Origin of the sequence: Pseudomonas sp. BCRC 81390 (assembly GCF_030341915.1) — a bacterium.
In the GTDB taxonomy this organism is placed as follows: domain Bacteria; phylum Pseudomonadota; class Gammaproteobacteria; order Pseudomonadales; family Pseudomonadaceae; genus Aquipseudomonas.
In genome coordinates, this window is record NZ_JATAAG010000010.1 from 49,061 (window position 1) to 67,013 (window position 17,953).

19 protein-coding genes are annotated in these 17,953 nt (G+C 63.2%); 13 read left to right on the plus strand and 6 right to left on the minus strand.

Translation table 11 applies throughout. The annotated features are described in order from the left end of the window. Nucleotides 1-116: 116 nt before the first annotated feature. The 3 genes from QSV36_RS04710 to pdeM all read left to right on the plus strand — a co-directional run bounded on the left by QSV36_RS04710 (nucleotide 117) and on the right by pdeM (nucleotide 4,401). On the plus strand, nucleotides 117-1,232 hold the full coding sequence (locus tag QSV36_RS04710; RefSeq protein ID WP_289130309.1) for a succinylglutamate desuccinylase/aspartoacylase family protein: 1,116 nt from the start codon (nucleotides 117-119) through the stop codon (nucleotides 1,230-1,232). 65 nt (nucleotides 1,233-1,297) lie between these two features. Beyond that, nucleotides 1,298-3,751 (plus strand): ligase-associated DNA damage response DEXH box helicase, encoded by a 2,454-nt coding sequence (locus QSV36_RS04715; protein ID WP_289130311.1) that lies wholly within the window; start codon nucleotides 1,298-1,300, stop codon nucleotides 3,749-3,751. After that, nucleotides 3,748-4,401 (plus strand): ligase-associated DNA damage response endonuclease PdeM, encoded by a 654-nt coding sequence (gene pdeM / locus QSV36_RS04720; protein ID WP_289130312.1) that lies wholly within the window; start codon nucleotides 3,748-3,750, stop codon nucleotides 4,399-4,401. The genes QSV36_RS04715 and pdeM overlap by 4 nt, the downstream gene beginning before the upstream one ends. Nucleotides 4,402-4,407: 6 nt before the next feature. Here the strand turns inward: pdeM and QSV36_RS04725 are convergent, their stop codons facing one another. Continuing rightward, nucleotides 4,408-4,635 (minus strand): hypothetical protein, encoded by a 228-nt coding sequence (locus QSV36_RS04725; RefSeq protein WP_289130315.1) that lies wholly within the window; start codon nucleotides 4,633-4,635, stop codon nucleotides 4,408-4,410. Nucleotides 4,636-4,728: 93 nt separating this feature from the next. After that, entirely contained in the window at nucleotides 4,729-5,295 is a 567-nt protein-coding gene (gene dcd, locus QSV36_RS04730; protein WP_003254920.1) for a dCTP deaminase, read from the minus strand. 329 nt (nucleotides 5,296-5,624) lie between these two features. Between dcd and QSV36_RS04735 the strand changes: the two genes are divergently transcribed. Further along, the gene (locus QSV36_RS04735) at nucleotides 5,625-5,834 is read left to right on the plus strand and encodes a cold-shock protein (protein WP_003254922.1); all 210 of its coding nucleotides are present in this window, start codon (nucleotides 5,625-5,627) and stop codon (nucleotides 5,832-5,834) included. A 97-nt stretch (nucleotides 5,835-5,931) separates the two neighbouring features. On the opposite strand, the gene apbC is transcribed toward QSV36_RS04735, so the two are convergent. After that, nucleotides 5,932-7,026 carry an iron-sulfur cluster carrier protein ApbC gene (gene apbC / locus QSV36_RS04740; RefSeq protein WP_289130317.1) on the minus strand — a complete coding sequence of 365 codons (1,095 nt, stop codon included), beginning with the start codon at nucleotides 7,024-7,026 and terminating at the stop codon, nucleotides 5,932-5,934. 158 nt (nucleotides 7,027-7,184) lie between these two features. On the opposite strand from apbC, the gene metG reads away from it, so the two are divergent. From metG to QSV36_RS04775, 7 genes are all read left to right on the plus strand, one after another. Beyond that, on the plus strand, nucleotides 7,185-9,224 hold the full coding sequence (gene metG, locus QSV36_RS04745; protein ID WP_289130319.1) for a methionine--tRNA ligase: 2,040 nt from the start codon (nucleotides 7,185-7,187) through the stop codon (nucleotides 9,222-9,224). Between the two features lie 80 nt (nucleotides 9,225-9,304). Then, nucleotides 9,305-9,838, plus strand: a complete 534-nt coding sequence (locus tag QSV36_RS04750) for an Rnf-Nqr domain containing protein (protein ID WP_289130321.1) — start codon at nucleotides 9,305-9,307, stop codon at nucleotides 9,836-9,838. After that, on the plus strand, nucleotides 9,835-10,809 hold the full coding sequence (locus QSV36_RS04755) for an RnfABCDGE type electron transport complex subunit D (protein ID WP_289130323.1): 975 nt from the start codon (nucleotides 9,835-9,837) through the stop codon (nucleotides 10,807-10,809). Before QSV36_RS04750 ends, QSV36_RS04755 begins: the two co-directional genes overlap by 4 nt. Beyond that, the gene (locus QSV36_RS04760; protein WP_289130326.1) at nucleotides 10,806-11,408 is read left to right on the plus strand and encodes an RnfABCDGE type electron transport complex subunit G; all 603 of its coding nucleotides are present in this window, start codon (nucleotides 10,806-10,808) and stop codon (nucleotides 11,406-11,408) included. Before QSV36_RS04755 ends, QSV36_RS04760 begins: the two co-directional genes overlap by 4 nt. Then, nucleotides 11,401-11,925, plus strand: coding sequence for an NADH:quinone oxidoreductase (locus QSV36_RS04765; RefSeq protein ID WP_289130328.1), 525 nt, complete (start codon nucleotides 11,401-11,403; stop codon nucleotides 11,923-11,925). Before QSV36_RS04760 ends, QSV36_RS04765 begins: the two co-directional genes overlap by 8 nt. Nucleotides 11,926-11,929: 4 nt before the next feature. Continuing rightward, complete coding sequence (gene nth / locus QSV36_RS04770; protein ID WP_289130333.1) at nucleotides 11,930-12,568, plus strand: endonuclease III; 639 nt, start codon at nucleotides 11,930-11,932, stop codon at nucleotides 12,566-12,568. 104 nt (nucleotides 12,569-12,672) lie between these two features. Beyond that, nucleotides 12,673-12,849, plus strand: coding sequence for a PA3496 family putative envelope integrity protein (locus QSV36_RS04775; protein WP_225778990.1), 177 nt, complete (start codon nucleotides 12,673-12,675; stop codon nucleotides 12,847-12,849). A gap of 57 nt (nucleotides 12,850-12,906) precedes the next feature. Here the strand turns inward: QSV36_RS04775 and QSV36_RS04780 are convergent, their stop codons facing one another. Beyond that, nucleotides 12,907-13,530, minus strand: coding sequence for a response regulator transcription factor (locus QSV36_RS04780; RefSeq protein WP_225778991.1), 624 nt, complete (start codon nucleotides 13,528-13,530; stop codon nucleotides 12,907-12,909). A gap of 362 nt (nucleotides 13,531-13,892) precedes the next feature. On the opposite strand from QSV36_RS04780, the gene QSV36_RS04785 reads away from it, so the two are divergent. Further along, nucleotides 13,893-14,336 carry a hypothetical protein gene (locus QSV36_RS04785; RefSeq protein WP_289130338.1) on the plus strand — a complete coding sequence of 148 codons (444 nt, stop codon included), beginning with the start codon at nucleotides 13,893-13,895 and terminating at the stop codon, nucleotides 14,334-14,336. Nucleotides 14,337-14,406: 70 nt separating this feature from the next. Here the strand turns inward: QSV36_RS04785 and QSV36_RS04790 are convergent, their stop codons facing one another. Both QSV36_RS04790 and QSV36_RS04795 read right to left on the minus strand, forming a co-directional pair. Next, nucleotides 14,407-15,624, minus strand: coding sequence for an argininosuccinate synthase (locus QSV36_RS04790; protein ID WP_013973956.1), 1,218 nt, complete (start codon nucleotides 15,622-15,624; stop codon nucleotides 14,407-14,409). A gap of 136 nt (nucleotides 15,625-15,760) precedes the next feature. Next, entirely contained in the window at nucleotides 15,761-16,735 is a 975-nt protein-coding gene (locus QSV36_RS04795; protein WP_289130342.1) for a flagellar protein MotY, read from the minus strand. A 130-nt stretch (nucleotides 16,736-16,865) separates the two neighbouring features. Here QSV36_RS04795 and pyrC point away from each other — a divergent pair, with 130 nt between their 5' ends. After that, nucleotides 16,866-17,912 (plus strand): dihydroorotase, encoded by a 1,047-nt coding sequence (gene pyrC, locus QSV36_RS04800; protein ID WP_289130345.1) that lies wholly within the window; start codon nucleotides 16,866-16,868, stop codon nucleotides 17,910-17,912. Nucleotides 17,913-17,953 lie beyond the last annotated feature (41 nt).

The following is a 17,953-nucleotide window of genomic DNA, read 5'->3' on the forward strand; positions in this document are numbered from 1 at the left end:
AGAAGCCCACGCGCTCGTCCAACAGGTAGCGGATGAGGCGCAGTCACGGAATCTATGCTTCTATCTGTGTGCCGACCCGTGTCGCAGACCGTTTTCGCCACGCAATCAGGACGACCATGCACCATTCAACCCACGACCTGCTCTCCCCCGTTCCGGGTATCACCCGCCAGTTGCACAGCTTCCACTACGGCCCCCGTGGTGGCGGCAAGGTGTATATCCAGGCCTCGCTGCATGCCGACGAACTGCCCGGCATGCTGGTGGCCTGGCACCTCAAGCGCCGCCTGGCCGAACTGGAACAGCAAGGCCGGCTGCAACAGGAGATCATTCTGGTGCCGGTGGCCAACCCGGTCGGCCTGGAACAGGTGCTGCTGGACGCACCGCTGGGGCGTTTCGAACTGCAAAGCGGCGAGAATTTCAACCGCAACTTCGTCGACCTGTCGGACAGCATCGGCGACCAGATCGAAGAACACCTGACCCAAGACCCGACCCATAACCTCGCCCTGATCCGCGAGTACCTGCGCCGCGGGCTGGACGCGCACCCGGCGCGCACACCGCTGCAGGCCCAGCGCCTTATCCTGCAACGCCTGGCCTGTGATGCCGACATGGTGCTGGACCTGCATTGCGACTTCGAAGCCGTGGAGCATCTGTACACCACGCCAGACGCCTGGCCGCTGATCGAACCGCTGGCGCGCTACCTGGGTGCGCAGGCCAGCCTGCTGGCCACCGACTCGGGCGGGCAGTCGTTCGATGAATGCTTCAGCCTGGTCTGGTGGCAGTTGCAACAGCGCTTCGGCAAGCGCTTCCCGATCCCGCTGGGCTGCTGCTCGGTGACGGTCGAGTTGCGTGGCCAGGCCGATGTCAGCCATGAGCTGGCGAGCAAGGATTGCCAGGCGCTTCTCGACTTCCTGACCCACACGGGGGTCATCGAAGGTGCCACCACTGCCCTGCCCGCATTGCGCAACCCGGCTACACCACTGGCTGCGGTCGAACCCGTGGTGGCGCCATTGGGCGGGCTGCTGGTGTACCACGCAAAGCCTGGGCAAACCCTCGAGGCTGGCCAACTGATAGCCGAAGTCATCGACCCGCTCAGCGACCGGGTGACCGCCGTGCGCAACCAGCAGCCGGGCCTGCTGTATGCGCGCAGCGTGCGGCGCATGGCTACCGCCGGCATGGTCATCGCCCACGTGGCCGGCGAGCAGGTGTGCCGCAGCGGCTACCTGCTGGCTAACTGACCAGGTAAAACCATTGCAGCTGGCGGGTTGTCTGTAGAGACACAGCCCGCCAAGGACCCATGCCCATGCCCGCCGCCACCGACCTCGCCAATGCCTGGTTCGCCCAGCGTGGCTGGAAGCCGTTCGCTTTCCAGCGCCGTGTCTGGGCTGCCGTGGCACGCGGCGAATCCGGCCTGCTGCATGCCAGTACCGGTGCCGGCAAGACCTACGCGGTATGGCTCGCCGCGCTGCGCGCCTTCAAGGCCGAAGCCCAGGGGCGACAGGCCGCGCCGTTGCAAGTGCTGTGGGTCACGCCGATGCGCGCCTTGGCTGCCGATACCGCCCGCGCCCTGCAGGCGCCGCTGGACGAGCTCGGCTTGCCATGGAGCGTGGGCGTGCGCAGCGGCGATACCGGCAGTGCCGAACGTGCCCGGCAGGCGCGGCGCTTGCCCAGCGTGCTGGTCACGACCCCCGAAAGCCTGACCCTGCTGCTGACTCGCGCACAGGCCCGCGACGATTTCGCCACATTGCGCCTGGTAGTGGTGGACGAATGGCACGAACTGCTGGGCAACAAGCGCGGGGTACAACTGCAACTGGCCCTGGCCCGCCTGCGCCGCTGGCGCCCGGGCCTACCCACCTGGGGCCTGTCCGCCACCCTCGGCAACCTGCAGCATGCGCTGGAGGTATTGCTGCCTCAGGGTGGTTTGCTGGTACAAGGCCGGCAAGACAAACCGCTGCTGGTCGATACCCTGCTGCCTACGGCCATCGAGCGCTTTCCGTGGGCCGGGCACATGGGCTTGAAAATGCTCGACCAGGTCAGCCGGGAGATCGATGCCAGCAGCAGTTGCCTGGTGTTTACCAACACCCGGGCCCAGGCCGAACTCTGGTACCAGGCCCTGCTCGAAGCGCGCCCCGACTGGGCCGGGCTGATCGCCCTGCACCATGCCTCACTGGCCCGTGAGACACGTGACTGGGTCGAGCGCAGCCTCAAGCAGGGCAGCCTGAAAGCGGTAGTCTGCACCTCCAGCCTGGACCTGGGCGTGGACTTTCTGCCAGTCGAGCGCGTGCTGCAGATCGGTTCGGCCAAGGGCATTGCCCGCCTGATGCAGCGGGCCGGGCGCTCCGGCCATGCACCGGGGCGGCGCTCGCGGGTTACCCTGGTGCCCACCCACAGCCTGGAACTGGTGGAGGCAGCCGCCGCCAGGCAGGCCCTGGCCGCCGGGCACATCGAGGCCCGTCATTCGCCACGCCTGTGCATGGACGTGCTGGTGCAGCACCTGGTCAGCATGGCCCTGGGCAGTGGCTTTCACGCCGAACGGTTGCTCGAAGAGGTACGCAGCACCTGGGCATTTCGGGCGTTGCACGACAGCCAGTGGCAATGGGCGCTGGACTTCGTCTGCCATGGTGGCAGCTCGCTCAGCGCCTACCCCGATTACCAGCGTGTCGAGCGCCAGGCCGACGGCGTTTACCGGGTTACCAGCGAACGCCTGGCACGTCGTCACCGCATGAGCATCGGCACCATCGTCAGCGACGCCAGCCTGCAACTCAAGTACTGGAGCAAGGGCGGCGGGGGCAAAGCGCTGGGCAGCGTCGAAGAGGCGTTCATCGCCCGTCTGCGGCCTGGCGATACCTTGGTGTTCGCCGGGCGTGTGCTGGAACTGGTGCGTGTGGAGAACATGACCGCCTACGTGCGCCGCAGCAGCGCACGCAAGGCCGCGGTTGCGCGCTGGAATGGCGGCCGCATGCCGCTTTCCAGCGAACTGGCCGACGCCCTGGTCGAGCAGCTCGATGCAGCAGCGCACGGCCGCTTCGAGGGCCCGGAAATGCGTGCAGCACGCCCGCTGCTGGCCTTGCAGGCACAATGGTCGGCGCTGCCTTCCATCGACACGCTGCTGGCCGAAACCTTCAGATCCCGTCAGGGCTGGCATCTGTTCCTGTATCCGTTTGCCGGGCGCATGGCCAACCTTGGCCTGGCCAACCTGATTGCCTGGCGGGTGAGCCGCGTACAGCCGCTGTCGGTTTCGATCGCCGTCAACGACTATGGGTTCGAACTGCTCAGCCCCGGCCAGGTGGATTGGGCGACCCATCTGCCGCAGGCACTGGCTACCGAGCACCTGCTGGACGATGTGCTGGCCAGCCTCAACGCGGGAGAAATGGCATTGCGGCGTTTTCGCGAGATCGCCCAGATCGCCGGGCTGGTGTTTGGCGGCTACCCGGCGGCGCAGAAAAGCCTGCGGCAGATTCAGGCCTCCAGTGGCCTGTTTTACGAGGTCTTCCGCAAGCATGACGCTGGCAACTTGCTGCTGGGCCAGGCGCGGGACGAAGTGCTGAATGAAGAACTGGAGATCGAGCGCCTGCATCGGCAACTGCTGAAAATGGGGCGGTTGCGGCTCGACCTGCAGTTGCTGAAGCAGCCGGGGCCATTGGCGTTTGCCTTGCTGGTGGAGGGTATGCGCGAAACCCTGAGCACGGAAAAACTGGCGGACCGGATTGCACGGATGGTTGCCGAGCTGGAACGTGCAGCAGGTGCTGGTGAATGACCGGCCTGCTGCCCATCGAGCACTGTGGCCAGCAGCTCTGGCTGCTTCCCGACAAGGCCATCTACTGGCCAGCACGCCGCGCCCTGCTGGTGGCGGACGTGCACATCGGCAAGGCGGCAAGCTATCGCGCCCTGCACCAACCGGTACCGCGTGGCACCACCGCTGCGACGCTTGCCCGCCTGGATGCGTTGCTGGCCGCGCATGCATGCGAGCAACTGATCATCCTGGGCGACTTCCTGCATGCGCGTGCAGCACGGGCGCCAGCGACGCTGGCCAGGCTGCAGGCGTGGCGCGAACAACACAGGACGCTGAAGATCGTGCTGATACGCGGCAACCATGACCACAACGCCGGCGACCCACCCGCTTCGCTCGGTATCGAAGTGATGGACGAACCCTGGCTGCTGGAGCCCTTCGCGCTACAACACGAACCGCGACCTCACCCGACCCACCCGGTATTGGCAGGCCATGTGCACCCGGTCTTCGTCCTGCGCGGCAAGGCACGGCAACGCCTGCGCCTGCCGTGCTTCCTGGTCGATGGCCAAGTGAGCCTGCTGCCGGCGTTCGGTGAATTCAACGGGGGTTGGGAAATCGCCCCCGCTGCTACCAGCCGCGTGTACCTGGCCGGCGCAGGGCGGGTATGGGCGCTTTAGCGACGTTCAGGCGACAGGCCCCGGGGGCGGCTCGTCAGGCAGGGTCGGCTCGCCCGGTTCCATGGGCTGGGTTTCCCCCGGCTCCGGCGGCTGCGGTGTATCGGGATCAGGCTGATGGGGCACGCCCCCCGCCTGCATCGGCAGCGGGTGCGCCAGCAGTGACCAGGACAACAACCCCACATGGTTGGGCTGCAGGACTGCCAGCTTGGCACTGATTGCGGGATGGAGTTTCATTGGCTGCTCCTGACAAGGCCGCTGCGCATCGTGCGCACCGGCATTACCTTGTTGGAGTGCCAAAGGCGCGGGTAATTCCCCGCGCCCGTCGGCTCAGGTACGCGGCAGGGTGACGCCCCGCTGGCCCTGGTACTTGCCGCCGCGGTCCTTGTACGACACTTCACATTCTTCGTCGGACTGCAGGAACAGCATCTGCGCCACGCCTTCATTGGCGTAGATCTTCGCCGGCAGCGTGGTGGTGTTGGAGAACTCCAGGGTCACGTGGCCTTCCCACTCGGGCTCGAGCGGGGTGACGTTGACGATGATGCCGCACCGGGCGTAGGTGCTTTTGCCCAGGCAGATGGTCAGCACGTCACGTGGAATGCGGAAGTACTCGACGGTGCGCGCCAGGGCGAACGAGTTCGGCGGGATGATGCAGACGTCGCTCTTGATGTCGACGAAGCTACCGGCATCGAAGTTCTTCGGGTCGACGGTGGCCGAATTGATGTTGGTGAACACCTTGAATTCGTCGGCGCAGCGTACGTCGTAGCCGTAGCTGGAGACGCCGAAGGAAATCACCCGGTTGTCCTGCTCGCCGCGCACCTGGCGCTCGACGAACGGTTCGATCATGCCGTGTTCCTGCGCCATGCGGCGAATCCACTTGTCCGATTTGATGCTCATGGCGGGGTGTCCTAGAAGAGTTGCGAGGGGGAAAAACCAGACGCGCATCTTACCGGTCCCTGCGCCCAGGTTAAAGTTCCATGCCTCATCCCGCGCCGGGCGGGGGTTCGCGCCGCCGTCGATCCGAATTCGCCTAAAGCGTCTTCTGACCATTGGCAGGTTGCGGAAAGTGGGGTAAGGTGACGCCACTGTGCTGCACGTGACACCGAGAATCTCTAGTTTGATGCACGATCCTGATCGGCCCATCGCTGAATTTTCTGCTCTCTTTGCGCTCAGTCCCGGGCAGGGTTTTTCCTGACCGTTATCAAATTGTCCAAGGAGACAGAAAAATGTCCAACCGTCAATCCGGTGTTGTTAAGTGGTTCAACGATGAGAAAGGCTACGGCTTCATCACCCCTCAGTCGGGCGATGACCTGTTCGTGCACTTCAAAGCCATCCAAGCTGACGGCTTCAAAACCCTGAAAGAAGGCCAGGCTGTTACTTTCGTCGCTACTCGCGGCCAGAAAGGCATGCAGGCTGAAGAAGTTCAGATCGCCTAAGTCGATCGAGCTTTTTAGCTTTCAAAAAAACCCGCCTTCCGGCGGGTTTTTTCATGCCTGAAAGAATGGCCGAGGCACCTGGCCTCGGCCTGGCAGGTCAATCCTCGCTGATGGTAATGCTCGGCATCGCCGGTGTAGCCGCCTCCTGCAGCACGATCCGCGCCCCTACCTGGCGCGCCAGCTCCTGGTAGACCATGGCGATCTGGCTTTCCGGTTCGGCGATGGCGGTCGGCTTGCCATTGTCGGCCTGTTCGCGGATGAGCATCGACAGCGGCAACGAGGCCAGCAGGTCGACACCATATTGGCTAGCCAGCTTTTCGCCACCGCCTTCACCGAACAGGTGCTCGGCATGGCCGCAGTTCGAGCAGATGTGCACAGCCATGTTTTCCACCACGCCCAGCACCGGGATATTGACCTTGCGGAACATCTCCACGCCCTTCCTGGCATCCAGCAAGGCCAAGTCCTGCGGGGTGGTGACGATGACCGAGCCTGCCACCGGCACCTTCTGCGCCAGGGTCAGCTGGATGTCACCGGTACCCGGCGGCATATCGATCACCAGGTAGTCCAGGTCGTCCCAGGCGGTCTGGGTCACCAGTTGCAGCAGCGCACCGGAAACCATCGGCCCGCGCCAGACCATCGGCGTGTTGTCGTCGGTGAGAAACGCCATGGACATGACTTCCACGCCATGCGCCTTGATCGGCACGAACCACTTCTGGTCACGGATCTGCGGGCGGGTGCCTTCGGCGATACCGAACATCACGCCTTGGCTGGGGCCGTAGATATCGGCATCGAGAATACCCACCCGCGCACCTTCGCGGGCCAGGGCCAGGGCCAGGTTGGCCGCGGTGGTCGACTTGCCCACCCCACCCTTGCCCGAAGCCACGGCGATGATGTTCTTGACGTTGGCCATGGCCGGCACCTGGGCCTGGGCCTTGTGCGCGGCGACCACGCAGTCGATCGACACCTGGGCACTGCTGACGCCCTCGAGGTTGCCGATGGCGGTCTGCAGCACCTGGGCCCAGCCATTCTTGAACAGCCCTGCGGCATAACCCAGCTGTAACTGCACGCTGACCTGCCCGCCCTGGATATCGATGGCGCGCACGCAGCCGGCGCTGACCGGGTCCTGGTTCAGGTAGGGGTCGGTGTACTGGCGAAGCACGCTTTCGACGGCGGCACGGGTGACGGCACTCATGGAGACTCCCATTGGCAAACTGAATGTCAAACAGGCGCCTATCCTAACCCGTCAATCGTCAGCAGATGTGCATGCGGGGTGAAATATCTTCGCCAGCCCTTTATAGTGGCCGATCAACCTCATTTTTACCCCGTCGCCAGATAAGTAGCCGAGCCACCATGTCCGAGCCACGTCAGATTCTCGTCACCAGCGCCTTGCCCTATGCCAACGGATCGATCCACCTTGGCCATATGCTCGAGTACATCCAGACAGACATGTGGGTCCGCTTCCAGAAGCTGCGTGGCAACCAGTGCATTTATGTCTGCGCCGACGACGCCCACGGTTCGGCGATCATGCTGCGCGCCGAGAAGGAAGGCATCACCCCGGAACAACTGATCGCCAACGTCCAGGCCGAGCACAGCAGCGACTTCGCCGACTTCCTGGTCGATTTCGACAACTTCCACTCTACCCACAGCGAAGAGAACCGCGAGCTGTCGAGCCTGATCTACACGCGCCTGCGTGAAGCCGGGCACATCGCCACCCGCTCGGTGACCCAGTACTTCGACCCGGAAAAGGGCATGTTCCTGGCCGACCGCTTCATCAAGGGCACTTGCCCCAAGTGTGCGGCCGAAGACCAGTACGGCGACAACTGTGAAAAGTGCGGTGCCACCTACGCACCTACCGAACTGAAGAATCCCAAGTCGGCCATCTCCGGCGCCACCCCGGTATTGCGTGATTCCCAGCATTTCTTCTTCAAGCTGCCGGACTTCCAGGCCATGCTGCAGCAGTGGACCCGCAGCGGCACCCTGCAGGACGCGGTGGCCAACAAGTTGGCCGAATGGCTGGACTCGGGCCTGCAGGAGTGGGACATCTCGCGTGACGCGCCGTATTTCGGCTTCGAGATCCCGGGCGAGCCGGGCAAGTACTTCTACGTGTGGCTGGATGCACCGATCGGCTACATGGCCAGCTTCAAGAACCTGTGCGCACGCCGCCCGGAGCTGGACTTCGATGCCTTCTGGAACGAGGGCTCCAAGGCCGAGCTGTACCACTTCATCGGCAAGGACATCGTCAACTTCCACGCCCTGTTCTGGCCGGCCATGCTCGAAGGCGCCGGCTTCCGCAAGCCGACTGCGGTCAATGTCCATGGCTACCTGACGGTGAACGGCGCCAAGATGTCCAAGTCGCGTGGCACCTTCATCAAGGCCCGCACCTACCTCGACCACCTGCAGCCTGAATACCTGCGTTACTACTACGCAGCCAAGCTGGGCCGTGGCGTCGATGACCTGGACCTGAACCTGGAAGACTTCGTGCAGAAGGTGAACTCGGACCTGGTCGGCAAGGTAGTCAACATTGCCAGCCGTTGCGCCGGTTTCATCCACAAGGGCAATGGCGGCGTGATGGTGGCTGGCGATGCCGCACCGGAGCTGACCGAAGCCTTCCTGGCGGCCGCCCCGTCGATCGCCGACGCCTATGAAGGCCGCGACTTCGGCCGTGCCATGCGCGAGATCATGGCGCTGGCCGACCGTGCCAACGCCTGGATTGCCGACAAGGCACCATGGTCGCTGGCCAAACAGGAAGGCAAGCAGGAAGAAGTGCAGGCCATCTGCGCACAGGGCATCAACCTGTTCCGCCAGCTGGTCATCTTCCTCAAGCCGGTGCTGCCGGTACTGGCTGCCGATGCCGAAGCCTTCCTCAACGTGGCTCCGCTGAGCTGGAACGATCACCTGTCGCGCCTGGAAAACCACCAGCTGAACCCGTTCAAGGCACTGATGAGCCGCATCGAACCCGCCAAGGTCGAAGCCATGGTCGCCGCCAGCAAGGAAGACCTGCTGGCCGCCGAAGCCAAGGCCCCGGCCGGCAACGGCGAACTGGCCAAGGACCCGCTGTCGGCGGAAATCGAGTTCGATACCTTCGCTGCCGTCGACCTGCGCGTGGCCCTTATCGTCAAGGCCGAAGCCGTACCGGGTGCCGACAAGCTGCTGCAACTGACCCTGGACATCGGCGACGAGCGCCGCAACGTGTTCTCGGGCATCAAGTCAGCCTACCCCGACCCATCCAAGCTGGAAGGCCGCCTGACCATGATGGTGGCCAACCTCAAGCCGCGGAAGATGCGCTTCGGCATCTCCGAGGGCATGGTCATGGCGGCGGGCCCTGGCGGTGAAGAAATCTATCTGCTTAGCCCGGATAGCGGCGCCAAGCCAGGCCAGCGCATCAAGTAACCGGCGCTGTCGGGGGGCTGCTGCGCAGCCCCCTCCACCAAAGCCGGACAATCGCCGCGATTCCCGGCTATCGTCATGTCATGAGCGATTACCTTCTGGTCCTGATCAGTGCCGCGCTGGTCAATCACCTGTGCCTGTCACCACCGCCGGGCCCCAGGCTGCACCTGCATGTACATGGCCTTGCCTGCGCGCTATGCATCGCACTGGGAGCAGTCGGCGCAAGGCTTGCGATGCCCCTGCTGGCCGAAGACCTTGAGCTGTTCCTGCTGTTGCCCTGGCTGGCACTGCTCGCCTGGGGGGTGCCGTGGCTATTGGCACGCTGGCAACCCGCCTGGCCAGTGGCGCAGCTTCCCGCACTGCTGTCGAGCAATGCGGTGGTGCTCGGGCTGATCCTGCAACAGGCAAGCGCCGAATACACAGTGTTTACCACCTTGCTGCAAGGGCTGCTGGTCGGCGGCAGCTTCTGGCTGGCACTCGTGTTGTTCGCCGACCTGCGCCAGCGCTGCAGCCATGCCGACATCCCTGGCGTACTGCGCGGCCTGCCTGTCGAACTGCTCGCCGCCGGGTTAATGACCCTGGCATTTTCCGGCTTCAACGGGTTGTTCAACCAATGAGCGTCAGGCCTGATCCGCGGCTGCGCACCAGCATGGGCCTGGTGTTGCTGGCCTGCGTTCCGGGCCTGCTGGTTCTGTCATGGCTGCACGGCTGGGGGCTGCTGCTGAATATCTTGCTGTGTGCCGGTGCTGCGCTGCTGTGCGAAGCACTCCTGCTGTTGCTGCGTGGGCAACCGCCGGGCACGGCGCTGAATGACGGCAGCGCCCTGGTGACTGCCGTACTGCTGGCCGCCGCCCTGCCCACCCTGGCGCCTTGGTGGCTACCGGTGACCGCCGCCAGCGTGGCCATCGGTATCGGCAAGCAGGCCTTCGGCGGGGTCGGGCGCAACCTGTTCAACCCGGCCATGGTCGGCTATGCCTTCGTGCTGTTGAGCTTCCCGCTGCAAATGAACCATTGGCCCGGACCGGCACCCGGTCTGCTCGACACCCTGCAACAGGTCTTCGCCGGTGGCGACCAGATCGATGCCTGGGCCCGGCCAACACTGCTCGACGGCCTGCGCCACAACCGCAGCCTGACCATCGACGAGCTGTTCGCCAGCCACCCGGGATTCGGCAGCATGGGTGGGCGCGGTAACGAATGGGTAAACCTGGCGTTCCTGCTCGGCGGCCTGTTCCTGCTGCAGCGCAAGGTAATCAGCTGGCATGCGCCGATCGGTCTGCTGGCAGGCCTGTTTCTGTTCAGCCTGCTGGCCTGGAACGGGTCGGGCTCGGACTCCAACGGTTCCCCCTTGCTGCACCTGTTGTCCGGCTCGACCATGATGGCGGCGTTCTTCATCGCCACCGAACCGGTGTCCGGCCCACGGCATGAGCGGGCCAGACTGCTGTTCGGCGTTGGCGCGGGCGTGTTGATCTACCTGATTCGCACCTGGGGCAGCTATCCGGATGGCACGGCGTTCGCCATCCTGTTGATGAACCTTCTGGTGCCGAGCCTCGAGCGCCTGGCGGCGCAACGCCAGCAGGCTGCCCCATGAGTCGCCTGGTCCGTGATGCAGGGCTGTTGCTGGTGGTTGCGGCACTGGCGGTGTCGGTTACCCTGGCCTGGCGACACTGGACCAGCCCGGCCATCATCGACGCCGCAAAACAGCTGCAAAGCCGTGAACGGCTGGCAGTGCTGCCTGACGGTAGCTACGACAACCAGCCACTGGACCACCCGCTGCCCACGCCCGCTGCACAACGGCCAACCAGCCGTATCCTGGCGGCGTACCGGGCCGAGCTGGCGAGAACCCCGGTCGCCATCATTGTCGTCACCCAGACTCAAGGCTATGCCGGCCCGATCGTGCTGAGCATCGCCATTGCCACAGACGGTCGACTGATCGGCAGCCAGGTGGTCGAACAACAGGAAAGCCCCGGGCTGGGTGCTCGCCTGGGGGACCCGCAAGTCAATTGGCTGCAGCAGTTTGCGAATCGGCATTCGGGCAACCATTGGGCACTGCGACGTGATCACGGTGACTTCGACCAGTTGAGCGGCGCAACCGTGACTTCTCGGGCCGTGATCAGCGCGCTGCAGGAAGCGCTGAGTTATTTCGACGAGCAGCGCAGCGTGCTGCTGGAGGGCACCACACATGAATAGGTTGCATCTGCTGGGCGCGAGCCTGGTGCCGCTGCTGGGTGCCACCTGGACACTGAGCGAAGGCGCTACCATCGGCGCGTGCGCGGTGCTGATAGGCGGCCTGCACCAGATACTGCTGGCGCCTCTGCGCCGCAGGCTGGCCGGCTGGGCATTCACGCTGGCCAGCCTGTTGCTGCTGGCGGCCCTGGCCAGCTGCCTGCAACTGGCGTTGCGGGCATGGTGGCTACCCTTGGCGGTCGCCCTCGGCCACTACCCCGCTCTGCTCTGCCTGCAATGCCTGGCCGCCGATCACCTGCTACCCGACCACGGGCGCTGGCGCCTGCTTGCAAGGTACCTTGCCGCGCTGCTTGGCGCCTGCCTGTTGCTCGGTGCCAGCCGGCAATGGCTGGGCGAAGTTGCTGGCCTGCACCTGGCCAGCCTGGCACCCGGTGCGCTGATACTGCTCGGACTGCTGTTGGCCTTGTACAATCACCTGCGTACAGGCCCTGCCCACCCACGTCGTCAAGGAACCCGCTGATTTCATGAATGCCGCCAAACGCCTGGAGATCTTTCGCAGACTGCACGAAGACAACCCCGAGCCGAAGACTGAACTGGCCTACACCACTCCATTCGAGCTGTTGGTTGCCGTGACCCTGTCCGCGCAAGCCACCGACGTGGGCGTCAACAAGGCCACCGCCCGCCTGTTTCCGGTCGCCAACACCCCTGAAGCCATCCATGCCCTGGGGGTCGAAGGCCTGAGCGAGTACATCAAGACCATCGGTCTGTATAACAGCAAGGCGAAAAACGTCATCGAGGCCTGCCGGCTGCTGATCGAGCGCCACGGCAGCCAGGTGCCGCAAACCCGCGAAGCCCTGGAGGCACTGCCCGGGGTCGGCCGCAAGACCGCCAACGTGGTGCTCAACACCGCGTTTCGCCAGCCAACCATGGCGGTGGACACGCATATCTTCAGGGTCAGCAACCGTACCGGCATCGCGCCGGGCAAGACGGTGCTGGAGGTGGAGAAAAAGCTCATCAAGTTCGTCCCGAAGGCATACCTGCTCGACGCCCACCACTGGCTGATCCTGCACGGCCGCTATGTGTGCCAGGCCCGCAAGCCACGGTGCGGCAGCTGCCGGATCGAAGATTTGTGCGAGTACAAGCACAAGACGTCCGACGATTGATTCGATAGACGAAAACCATCCAGCACGATTGAAAAAATCTTTTTTACCAGCGTCTGCTTTCTGGTTATAAGGACGGCCAATGGCCCCTTGGCTTGGAGCGACTCATGAGTAGCGATAAAGACGACCTGTCGATCGAAGATGATTTTGTTGCCGCAGAGGATGAAGCGGAGCCCGTGGTGGAAATTGCAAAGACCAACCTGAGCAAACGCCGCACCATCGATAACATGCTGGAAGAAAGACGCCTGCAGAAACAGTTGGCCGATTTCGACTACGACCTTTAGACCCCAGGCCTTCAGCGCTGGCAAAGCCTCCTGGCTGGAGGCTTTACGGCCTGGCAATCAATTCAGCCCCTGACGTTGCGCCAGTTCGATCAGGTCGACCAGCGAACGCGCATTCAGCTTCAGCAACAGGCGTGACTTGTAGGTACTGATCGTCTTGTTGCTGAGGAACATGCTGTCGGCAATCTCCTTGTTCGAACGCCCTCTTGCCAACTGTTGCAACACTGTCATCTCGCGCGCCGAGAGGCGGTTGACCATATCGGCCTCGCTTCCTCCTCCCTTGCCCCGTGATGCATGCAGCGCCTGGTTGGGGAAGTAGCTGTAGCCCGATAACACCGCCTTGATGGCGCTCAGCAACTCCGTTAGCTCTTGCTGCTTGCACACGTACCCTGCCGCCCCTGCCTGCATGCAACGCATCGAGAAGTTGCCAGGTGCCTGCGATGTCAGCACCAGCACCTTGCTGCCTGGGCTGAAGGTTGTCATGCGGGCAATCACCTCCAGGCCGTCCAGCTTGGGAATGCCGATATCCAGCACCACGATATCCGGTAGGTGTTGCCGTGTCAGCTGCAGTGCAGCCACGCCGTTGTCAGTCTCCGCGACGACGTCATAACCATGCCGCTCCATCAGCATGCGTACGGCCAGGCGTATGACCGGGTGATCATCCACGATAAGCACTTTATTCATGCGATATCCATTCATTGTTCTGCTTTGGGACGCCACGATAACCGACAGAACGCCAGATGGCGCGACGATTTGCCGAAGAAACAGATGAACAGATGAAACCTACAGTACTTACAGAAATTTCCTACACACCACTACTACGCCTGTAACAACAAACTTCCTGAACAAGACAGTAAATACTATTACCCGTGTTTCAACACATGCCCATTCAGGGCCCCTCTTCCCGTTGAAAGGCTCAACACGAGCCATTGAAAACCCTCGCCAGCGCGCAGGACGGCGATGATTCGTCGCCCGGGAAACAGTCCAGTCTTTAGTTGCGCGGCACAGCAAGGCAACAATGGGTAAAAACGCCGGAGACAGCCCTTATGCCCGAACGACAACCTGTCGCCCCGCTGACGATCATTGCCATCTTCGCGGGCATCATCGAATCCTCCGCACTTGCTACACTGCCGTTTCTCAGCGAAGCCAGCCAGAATCTCTATACTTGGTTTCTGGTAGGATTTCCGTTTTTTCTGACAGCATTGTTTTTTCTGACACTGAACTTCAACTACAAGTCGTTCTACAACCCATTGTCGGATAACACGCCAAGCGCACCCCGCAAGCTCAGCGAGGCCGAACATGGCGAACCTGTCACGATCATGTTTTCCGGGCCCGATGCTTACCAGTTGATGGAACAGCAACTCCTGCGTGCACTGGCCCAACCGCTGGAAACACCCAGGACATGGCGCTTTTGCAACCTGGATAAACGCCTCTGCGCACAATTGTCGGTCAGCCCGCTGGAGGAAGATGCCGCACACCGAGGCGATTGAGCGCTGCACGTTTGCAGCAGACAAAAAAAACCCCGGCTGGGCCGGGGTTTCCATGGCATGCGCCAGCAAATCAGAGCAGCGAACGGCCCTTGTTGGCGGCAATGCGCATACGCAATGCGTTGAGCTTGATGAAGCCGGCAGCGTCCGCCTGGTTGTAGGCGCCGCCATCTTCCTCGAAGGTGGCGATGTTGGCGTCGAACAGCGAGTCGTCCGACTTGCGGCCAACCACGGTGACGTTACCCTTGTACAGTTTCAGGCGCACCACGCCGTTCACGTTGACCTGCGAGGCATCGATCATCTGCTGCAGCATCAGGCGCTCCGGGCTCCACCAGTAGCCGGTATAGATCAGGCTGGCATACTTCGGCATCAGCTCATCTTTCAGGTGAGCGACTTCGCGGTCCAGGGTGATCGACTCGATGGCACGGTGGGCCTTGAGCATGATGGTGCCGCCAGGGGTTTCGTAGCAACCACGCGACTTCATGCCGACGTAACGGTTCTCGACGATGTCGAGACGGCCGATGCCGTTGGCACCACCGATGCGGTTCAGGTCAGCCAGCACGGTGGCCGGGGTCTTCTCGACGCCATCTATGGCAACGATGTCACCGTTGCGGTAGGTCAGCTCGATGTAGGTCGCCTGGTCCGGGGCGTTCTCGGGCGAGACGCTCCAACGCCACATGTCTTCCTCGTGCTCGGTCCAGGTATCTTCCAGGACCCCGCCTTCGTAGGAGATGTGCAGCAGGTTGGCGTCCATCGAGTACGGCGACTTCTTCTTGCCGTGGCGTTCGATCGGGATACCGTGCTTCTCGGCATAGTCCATCAGCTTCTCGCGGGACAGCAGGTCCCACTCACGCCACGGGGCGATGACCTTGACGCCTGGTTTCAGGGCGTAGGCGCCCAGCTCGAAACGTACCTGATCGTTGCCTTTGCCGGTTGCGCCGTGGGAGATTGCGTCAGCGCCAGTTTCATTGGCGATTTCAATCAGGCGCTTGGCGATCAGCGGACGGGCAATGGAAGTACCCAGCAGGTACTCGCCTTCGTAGACGGTGTTGGCGCGGAACATCGGGAACACGAAATCACGCACGAACTCTTCGCGCAGGTCGTCGATGTAGATCTCTTTAACGCCCATTGCCTGGGCCTTGGCGCGGGCCGGCTCGACCTCTTCGCCCTGCCCCAGGTCAGCGGTGAAGGTCACCACTTCGCAGTTGTAGGTATCCTGCAGCCACTTGAGAATCACCGAAGTATCAAGGCCGCCGGAATACGCCAGTACGACCTTTTTTACGTCCGCCATGCCATCACTCCACGGGGTTGTACGGAAAAGCGTCGATTCTAACGACCTTGCAGGTAAATTTACAGTGGGGCGACAGCTTCTGACGACAAAGCGACAGAACCTGTCGGAAGGGCGACGGAATATGCGACAGGAAATGTCAGGGTGCCTTTGTACCCGCCGCCGCCGCGGGCGCGCTGGCGGGTGCCGTGGCCGGAGCCACGGATGGCAGTGCCGCTTCAGCCGGTTTTTCCTGCGGTTTCTCGACCGGTTTCTCGACCACCGCGACCCGATCCAGTTCGATGTTCACGCGACGGTTACGCGCCCGGTTCGCCGCGCTGTTGTTTTTGGCCAACGGATAACGCTCGCCATGGAAGCGCACACTGATCTGCTCTTCCGGCACGCCATTGGCCTTGAGGTAGTCAGCCACGGCCAGTGCGCGACGGCGCGACATATCGCGGTTGGTCAGGCGGTTGCCGCTGTTGTCCGAGTGGCCGTTGAGCTCGACATGGTTCACTGTCGGGTCGGCCTTCATGTAGTCGAGGATCACATCCAGCCGCGCCTTGGCCGACTGATCCAGATCGAAACCACCGCCAGGGAAGCCTACCTGGGTCTGGCGCACCTGGTCATAGTTCATCGGCAGCAGCTTGCCGGCACAGGCCTGGTAGTCGCTGTAGGCCTTGGCAAAGCTGACCGGCAGCACCCGCACTTCCATTGGCCTGCCCGCCTCGCCGGCATAATTGCGCACCACGGTGCTGCGGCCGTCGAGCAGGCCATTGATCAGCCGGCTGGCCTGGCCCTGCGACGAGCTGAACAACACGCCGGTGCGGGCCATGCGCACGCTGCCCAGGTTGATGTCGCTGCGCCCGGGTTGCCACGGCGCAGCGGCGGCCAGCAAGCTCGCGGTGCCGGCACCCAGCGCGTTGCTGTCCGAACGCAGCTGGAACACCGGCTGTTCGCCCGCACGGCGCACGAACTCACCACTGCCAAAGCCGTCGATCGGCTGCACCAGCCGACACTCGAACTGGTCACCCTCGACCTTCCAGGCGATATTTTCCATGCGCGTCTGGAAAGTCAGCGCACCAGCCGGCAGGCTGGCGAACAGGGTCAATAGGGCTAGGTAACGCTGGCGCACGGGCGGCTCCACAAATTCTGACGGCTTACCTGCAGGCTATCGGACGCCAGCCGGAAAACTTGATAGCCGTGCTCCACCCGGGGTTTTCCGGTAGCATTGGGGCTTGAGTTCGACCCGCCTGGAATCCCCAATGTCCGATCGCCTGACCCTCCTGCGTCCCGACGACTGGCACATCCATCTGCGCGATGGTGCCGTCCTGCCCCATACCGTTGGCGACGTGGCGCGTACCTTCGCCCGTGCCATCATCATGCCCAACCTGGTTCCACCGGTTCGCAATGCCGTCGAAGCCGGCGCCTACCGTGAGCGCATCCTGGCTGCCCGGCCGGCCGGCAGCCGCTTCGAACCACTGATGGTGCTGTACCTTACCGACCGCACCAGCCCCGCGGACATCCGCGCGGCCAAGGCCAGCGGCTTCGTGTACGCCGCCAAGCTGTACCCGGCCGGCGCTACCACCAACTCCGACTCGGGCGTGACCAGCATCGACAATATCTTCCCGGCCATCGAGGCGCTGGCGGAAGTCGGCATGCCACTGCTGGTGCACGGCGAAGTGACCCGCAGCGAGATCGACGTGTTCGACCGTGAGAAGCGCTTCATCGACGAACACATGCGCCGTGTGGTCGAGCGCTTCCCAACGCTGAAAGTGGTGTTCGAGCACATCACCACCAGCGATGCCGCCCAGTTCGTCACCGAGGCCCCGGCCAACGTCGGCGCCACCATCACCGCCCAGCATTTGCTGTACAACCGCAACCACATGCTGGTTGGCGGCATTCGCCCGCACTTCTACTGCCTGCCGATCCTCAAGCGCAACACCCACCAGGTGGCACTGCTGGACGCCGCCACCAGCGGCAACCCGAAGTTCTTCCTGGGCACCGACTCGGCCCCGCACGCACGTCACGCCAAGGAAGCTGCCTGCGGCTGCGCCGGGTGCTACACCGCCTACGCAGCCATCGAGATGTACGCCGAAGCGTTCGAGCAGCGTAACGCGCTGGACAAGCTGGAAGGCTTCGCCAGCCTGCACGGCCCGGCCTTCTATGGCCTGCCGGCGAACACCGACACCATTACCCTGGTTCGCGAAGAATGGACCGCCCCGGACAGCCTGCCGTTTGGTGAGCAGACCGTAGTCCCGCTGCGCGCCGGCGAAAAACTGCGCTGGCGCCTGCTGGAGGAAAACGCGTGAGCGAAGACCTCTACGAAGACGACCTCGATACCCAGGGCAGC